Origin of the sequence: Rhodococcus aetherivorans (genome assembly GCF_011058165.1) — a bacterium.
Lineage (GTDB): Bacteria > Actinomycetota > Actinomycetes > Mycobacteriales > Mycobacteriaceae > Rhodococcus > Rhodococcus aetherivorans.
Genome location: NZ_JAALEG010000033.1, coordinates 46,925 through 53,827, shown reverse-complemented (window position 1 = coordinate 53,827; position 6,903 = coordinate 46,925). Strand labels below are relative to the sequence as shown.

Below are 6,903 nucleotides of genomic sequence, written 5' to 3'. Positions count from 1 at the left end.
CGGGTGGGCGCGGGAGCATCTGACACGGGCGGCATTCTGCCGCAGTGGACGCCGCCGCACCTCCCGTGTCGCGCGGCGCCCACCGCGCGGGCGTGCCAGGATCGGAGCCATGGTTGCGAATCCCGTGCTGATGACCGTGCGCGAACTGGCCGATCTCGTCGAGGTGGGCAGGCCGCCGGTTCTGCTGGACGTGCGCTGGTCGCTCGACGACCCGAACGGCGAGGACCGCTACCACGAGGGTCACATCCCCGGAGCGGTGTACGTCGACCTCGAGACCGAGCTCGCCGATCCGGGCTCGCCCGAGCGAGGCCGTCACCCCCTGCCGGACGTGGTGCGGCTGCAGGACCACGCGCGACGGTGGGGGATCGACGACGGCGACACCGTCGCCGTCTACGACGACACCGGGGGCCTCGCCGCCGCCCGGGCCTGGTGGCTGCTGCGCTGGGCGGGCCTTCGGGACGTGCGCCTGCTCGACGGCGGGCTGTCGCTGTGGACGGCGGCGGGACATGGCCTCGCGGCCGGGCCGGGGGAGGCCGTGAAGCCGGGATCGGTGACCCTGCGCGGCGGCCGGATGTCCACCGTCGGCATCGACGAGGCGGCCGAGTTCCCTTCGCGGGGAACCCTGCTCGATGCGCGGGCCGCGGCGCGGTACCGGGGCGACGAGGAGCCCGTCGATCCGCGCGCCGGCCACATCCCCGGCGCGGTCAGCGCCCCCGCCACGGACAACCTCCGCGAGGACGGCACGTTCCGGACCGCCGAGGAACTCGCCGACCGCTTCGCGACCGTGTGCGGGGACGGTCCCGTCGCCGTCTACTGCGGATCCGGGGTGACCGCGACCCATCAGATTGCGGCGCTCGCCCTCGCCGGGATCGACGCAGCCCTGTTCCCGGGGTCGTGGTCGCAGTGGTGCCGGGACCCGGCCCGGGAGATCGCCACCGGGGCGTGAATGCCGGGGCTCAGGCCGCGGATCGGGAGAACTCCGACGCGCGGCGCACCTGCTCGGGCGTCGGAGTCACGCCGGTGTACAGCGCGAACTGCTGCGCCGCCTGCAGGGCGATGACCTCGGCGCCGGTGATCACGGGCAGTCCCCGCTCCTGGGCCGCGCGGATCAGCGGCGTCTGCGGGGGCATCGCCACCACGTCGAACACCGTCGTCGCCGCGCCCACCGTGGCTTCGGGGAACGGCAGCTGCCCGGATTCCGGCCCGCCCGCCATCCCGATCGGCGTGGCGTTGACGAGCAGGCCCGGAGCGAGCTCGCCGAGCTCGGGCCGCCAGTCGAACCCGTACTGCTGCGCGAGCGGGCGACCGGTCTTCTCGTTGCGGGCGATCACCGACACGTTCGCGAACCCGCTGTCGCGCAGGGCCGCCACAACCGCCTTTGCCATCCCGCCGCTGCCGGCGACGGCGGCCGGCAACGCGGGGTCGACCTCGTGCTCGCGCAGCAGATCCACCACCGCCTGGTAGTCGGTGTTGTAGGCGTGCAGCACCCCGTTCTCGTTGACGACGGTGTTCACCGACTCGATGGCCCGCGCCGAGTCGTGCAGCTCGTCGATCAGGGGAATGACCGCTTCCTTGAACGGCATCGACACCCCGCACCCGCGGATGCCGAGGCCGCGGATCCCGGCCACTGCCGCCGGCAGGTCGGTCGTCGTGAACGCCTTGTACACGAAGTCCAGGCCGAGTTCGTCGTAGAGGTAGTTGTGGAAGCGGGTGCCGATGTTGCTCGGGCGGCCCGACAGCGAGATGCACAGGCGGGTGTCCTTGGTGATGCGCGAAACCATGAGTGCCACGCTAGTTCCCTGCGCCCGGATGCGGGGCACGGCGCCGGAGGGCGGCAGCCGCGCGACCACCGGGCGTCCGCGCGGGCAATTCGTGGATGGGTCCGACCGACGAGCGGGCGATCGCCGCGACGACGGGCTCGGCACGCGGAGATCGTCGACGCCAGCGCCCGCCGGTCGGCCACCGTGATCGGCAGCCCGTAGCGCACCGCCACCGACAGGTACTTGCCCGCGAACCAGCAGCGATACGCCGCCGCCGGCGGCAGCCACTCGGCCGGGGTGTGATCGCGCTTGTCCTCGTTCGCCGGGCCGTCCACCGCGATCAGGTTGTAGGCGACGTCGTTGGCGAACTGCCGGCGCCGTTCGGCCGGCCAGGCCGCCGCCCCGAGGTCCCACGCCGCCGCCAGGGGGTAGATGTGGTCGATCTGGACGGCCCGGCCCTCGGCGCGACGGAATTCGAGCCGCGCCCCGGTGTACGGGTCGGTCAGCGTGCCCGACAGGACGACACAGTCGCCGGTGCCGGGCCGGAACGCCACGTCGCGCAGATCGCGGGCGAGCACGTTGTTGCGGGTGTCGCACCCGTCGCGGCCGCCTGGTCCCGGATGGTCGTCGGACCACGCCTCCCCGAACACGCACCCCTCGCCCGGTCCGCACCCCCGCTCGTACCCCGGCACCTGCGGCCGGTGCGGCACCACCGCCGCCCGCGCCAGCAACTGTTCGAGCTCGCCGCGGCCGGGGCTGCCCGGTGCCGGTGGTGCGTTCGACTCGATCCGGTCCCAACCCCACGACACGGCGATCGCGACCGCCACCACCAGCCCCCAGAACGCTGCGCCCCCTCGCACGCGGACATTCTCACCGACCGCACCGACAGCGGCGGCGCCGGTGCCCGCTCAGCCGTCGGTCGTCAGCGGAAACCGCGTCGCGTGGATGGACTCGATGGTGCGGCCGTCGTGCCCGACGATCCACGACCCCCCGTGCTGCCTGCACTCGGCGATCCGGTCGAACACGGTCAGCAGGAAGAACACCGCCTGCTCCGCGGTGGCGGTGGCGGCGAGCCGGTGGGACTCACCGTGTTTCGTCCCGTCGAGCCACACGCCGCACTGGCCGTCGAGCCGCATCGTGGTGATGTGCTCGGAGTCGACGAACGCGTACTTGACCTGCTCCCAAGGGGTGTGGGCGCTGTAGGCCTGTTCGAGGACCTGGATCATGATCGACATCGCAGTCTCCTGGTGGGTGCACCTGCAGCCCAGTGTCCTCCGGGGAGCGAGCCCGATCCAGGGCCGATCGTCACCGGCGCTCGGCGCACGCTCGGCACGACCGTCCCGCGCGGGCCCACCCGCCACGACGGCGGGCGTGCGCCCCAGCCCGTCACGACGGTGTCGGTCGCGGCTGGCACCATGGTGGGCATGCTGCACGGGCTGTGGTCACCGGGAGCGGGCCTGATGCTGTGGCGCGACGGCGACGACCCGCCCGACGACACACCCGCTGTACTGCGACGATGGATCGACCGGCCGTTCCGGCACCGCGTCGAGCTGCGTCTGCCCGGCGACGACGCTCCGCGGCGGATCCCCGCGGTGGCGGTCGCGCCGCCCGACGCCGCGGAGCTGCTGCTGGCGCTGCCGCGGCACGCCGAGGGGGTGGCCGGGGACCTGCGCTACCTCGCCCACGTCGCCCGCGGCATCGAGCGCTGGGCGCAGGCCGGGCGGGTGGCCCCGGAACTGCACCGCGCCGACGGGCAGTGGTGGGCCCGGTGGCGCCTGCTCGGCGGCGACCGGATCCGGGCCTGGACGGCCGAGCTGTCCGCCGCGATGCCGCCGGTGCAGCGGCAGGCCGGCCGGCCCGCGGCGCTCCTCGACGACCTCGCCACCGAGCTCACCGATCCGATCACCCGGGCGTTGATCGGCAACGTGGGTACCTCGCTGCATCCGCTGATCGCCGCCCTGGCCGAGGGGCAGCCGCACCACAGCGGCTCCCAGCGCATGGCCGAGGCGCTGGACGAATGGCGGGCCTCGCTCGCCGGAAACGAGCCCGACCTGGTGCTGCGGCTCGTCGAACCGGACGACGAGGAGGACGGCATCGGCGCCGACACGCTGTGGCGGCTCGAGGTGTGCCTGCGGTCGGAGGGGCAGGCGCCGGTGCCGGTGCCGGTGGACGGCTCCGACGCGCAGCTGCTGCAGATCGGGATCCGCAAGCTCGGCGCCGCCCTGAAGGCGTATCCGCGGCTGCAGGACGTGCCGCGCGACCCGGACAGCCTGGACCTGCTGCTGCCGACGGGGGTCGTGACCGACCTCGTGGAGCACGGTGGCCGTGCGCTGGGTGAGGCCGGCGTCGCGTTGCTGCTGCCGCGCGCGTGGGCGCGGCTCGAGCCGTCGCTGCGGCTGCAGGTGTCCTCGCCGGTCGCACCCGTCGCCGCCGAGGACGACACCGTCGGCATGAACGCGCTCGTCTCGTTCGAGTGGCAGCTTGCCGTGGGCGACATGCTGCTCACCCCCGCCGAGATGGAACGGCTGATCGCGGCCAACAGCGACCTGGTCAAGCTGCGCGGCAAGTGGGTGCAGGCGGATCCGATCGCGCTCGCGCGGGCCGCCCGCTACGTCGCCGGCCAGGGCGCGACGGACGCGACGCTGGCGACGTTGTTCGGCAGGTTCACCGGCGACGAGCCGCCCCCGGTGGAGGTCACCGACGTCGCCGCGACCGGCTGGGTGGCGACCCTGCTCGACGGGCAGGTCCGGCCCGAACCGGTGTCGCCCCCACCCGGCCTGCACGCGACCTTGCGTCCGTACCAGCAGCGCGGCCTGGAGTGGCTGGCGTTCATGAGCGGCCTCGGGCTGGGCGCGGTGCTGGCCGACGACATGGGCCTCGGCAAGACCGTGCAGGTGCTCGCGCTGCTCGCCCACGAACGGGCGGGCGGCGACGACGTGCCCCCGACGTTGCTGGTGTGCCCGATGTCGGTGGTGGGCAACTGGCAGCGCGAGGCCCAGCGGTTCGTCCCGGGCCTGCGCGTGCACGTCCACCACGGCCCGGCGCGGTTGCGCGACGCCGCGCTGGCCGCGGCGGTCGCCGACAGCGACCTGGTGATCACGACGTACGCGCTCGTCGCGCGTGACGTGGCGCCGTTGAGGTCGCTGCGCTGGGGCCGGGTGGTGCTCGACGAGGCCCAGCACGTGAAGAACGCCGCGACCGCGCAGTCCCGCGCGACGCGGGCGATCCCCGCGCGGCACCGCGTCGCGCTCACCGGCACCCCCGTGGAGAACCGGCTCGAGGAACTGCGATCGATCCTCGACTTCGCCAATCCCCGCCTGCTGGGTTCGCCGTCGACGTTCCGGGCCCGGTTCGCCGTCCCGATCGAGCGGGAGCGCGACGCGGCCGCCGCCGCGCGGCTGCGGGCGTTGACGTCGCCGTTCGTGCTTCGCCGCGTCAAGACCGATCCGTCGGTGATCTCGGACCTGCCGGAGAAGTTCGAGCAGACGGTGCGGGCCAACCTGACCGCCGAGCAGGCGGCGCTGTACCGGGCGGTGGTCGACGAGATGATGCGGCAGATCCGGGACAAGGAGGGCATGGCCCGCAAGGGCGCGGTGCTCGCCGCGCTGACCCGGCTCAAGCAGGTGTGCAATCACCCCGCGCACTACCTGGGCGACGGCTCCGGGGTGCTGCGGCGGGGCCGGCACCGTTCGGGCAAGCTCGGGCTGGTGGAGGACATTGTCGAGTCGATCCTCGCCGACGGCGAGAAGGCGCTGCTGTTCACCCAGTTCCGGGAGTTCGGTGAGCTGATCGCCCCGTATCTCGCCGAGCGGTTCGACACCACGGTGCCGTTTCTGCACGGCGGGGTGTCCAAGGGCCGGCGCGACGCGATGGTCGCCGCGTTCCAGGGCGACGGTGGCCCGCCGATGATGCTGCTCTCGCTCAAGGCCGGCGGCACGGGCCTGAACCTGACGGCCGCGAATCACGTGGTGCACCTGGATCGTTGGTGGAATCCGGCGGTGGAGAACCAGGCCACCGACCGGGCGTTCCGCATCGGCCAGCGCCGCGACGTGCAGGTCCGCAAGCTCGTGTGCGTCGGCACGCTGGAGGAACGGATCGACGAAATGATCGCGGGGAAACAGGAATTGGCGGAGCTTGCGGTGGGAGCGGGCGAGAACTGGATCACCGAGCTGTCCACCGAGCAGCTGCACTCGCTGCTGTCCCTGGGCGACGAGGCGGTGGGCGAGTGAGCCCGGCCGGCGGGTTCGACCGTTACGGCAAGCGCCGGCGGGTCGTCGGCGGCATCGAGGCGCGGACGAAGCGCGGGTCGATCGGACGCACCTGGTGGTCGAAGGAGCTGGTCTCGGCGATGGAGCAGGTCGCCGACAAGGGCCGGCTGGCGCGTGGCCGGACCTACGCCCGGTCGGGACAGGTGGTCTCGATGCGGCTCGAGCCCGGCGTGGCGGTGGGGGAGGTGCAGGGCAGTCAGCTGCGCCCGTTCACCTCGACGGTCTCGATCCGCACGCTCGACGAGGAGGCGGTCGCGGAGCTGATCGACCGGGTGCGGTCGGCTCCGGGCATGCTGGTCCGGCTCGCGGGTGGTGCGCTGCCGGAGGAACTGGGTCCGCTGCTGCTGCCGCGGCGCGCCGGTGAACTGGACTTCGACTGCACGTGCCCGGACGACGGGTGGCCGTGCAAACACGCGGCGGCGGTCGGGTACCTGCTGGCCGAGCACGTCGACGAGCAGCCGCTGGCGGTGCTCACCCTGCGCGGGGTCGACCTGAACGCATTGATCGGCGGGGTGGACGCCGCCGAGACCGACGACGAGGACTTCTACGGGGACGCGATCCGGTTGCCGGATCTGCCGGCCGAGCCGTACCGGCCCGCGCTGGACGATCTCGATCCGATGCTGTTGCGGCGGGTCCTGCGGGCCGGCGGCACCGACGAGTCGGTGGTCATCCGCGGTGCCGCCGACCTGGAAGAGATGTACCGGCGGCTGCGATAGGCCGCTCCTCGGCCGGTGCGTCCTTTGGGCGGCTGGAGCGACCCGAAGGACGCACCGGCGGCGCAGCCGCCTATGGACATACGTGGACTTCCAACTATAGGATGAGCACACATTGCCGGGGGTGTCGTCCGCTGCCCCCGATCATCCCACCGAAACACG

The 6,903-nt window shown here is 73.2% G+C and carries 5 protein-coding genes and 1 pseudogene; 3 read left to right on the top strand and 3 right to left on the bottom strand.

All coding sequences use genetic code 11. The annotated features are described in order from the left end of the window. Positions 1-109: 109 nt before the first annotated feature. Positions 110-946 (top strand): sulfurtransferase, encoded by an 837-nt coding sequence (locus tag G6039_RS14980; RefSeq protein ID WP_029542891.1) that lies wholly within the window; start codon positions 110-112, stop codon positions 944-946. A 10-nt stretch (positions 947-956) separates the two neighbouring features. Here the strand turns inward: G6039_RS14980 and G6039_RS14975 are convergent, their stop codons facing one another. The 3 genes and pseudogenes from G6039_RS14975 to G6039_RS14965 form a co-directional block, all read right to left on the bottom strand. Next, positions 957-1,781, bottom strand: coding sequence for a shikimate 5-dehydrogenase (locus tag G6039_RS14975; protein ID WP_029542894.1), 825 nt, complete (start codon positions 1,779-1,781; stop codon positions 957-959). Positions 1,782-1,921: 140 nt separating this feature from the next. After that, positions 1,922-2,587, bottom strand: a pseudogene (locus G6039_RS14970) (HNH endonuclease family protein); the annotation flags it as partial. A gap of 81 nt (positions 2,588-2,668) precedes the next feature. Continuing rightward, positions 2,669-2,995, bottom strand: coding sequence for a hypothetical protein (locus tag G6039_RS14965; protein ID WP_006940172.1), 327 nt, complete (start codon positions 2,993-2,995; stop codon positions 2,669-2,671). A gap of 189 nt (positions 2,996-3,184) precedes the next feature. Between G6039_RS14965 and G6039_RS14960 the strand changes: the two genes are divergently transcribed. Both G6039_RS14960 and G6039_RS14955 read left to right on the top strand, forming a co-directional pair. Then, the gene (locus G6039_RS14960; RefSeq protein ID WP_029542896.1) at positions 3,185-5,989 is read left to right on the top strand and encodes a DEAD/DEAH box helicase; all 2,805 of its coding nucleotides are present in this window, start codon (positions 3,185-3,187) and stop codon (positions 5,987-5,989) included. Further along, entirely contained in the window at positions 5,986-6,744 is a 759-nt protein-coding gene (locus tag G6039_RS14955; protein WP_029542898.1) for an SWIM zinc finger family protein, read from the top strand. Before G6039_RS14960 ends, G6039_RS14955 begins: the two co-directional genes overlap by 4 nt. The last annotated feature ends 159 nt before the right edge of the window (positions 6,745-6,903 follow it).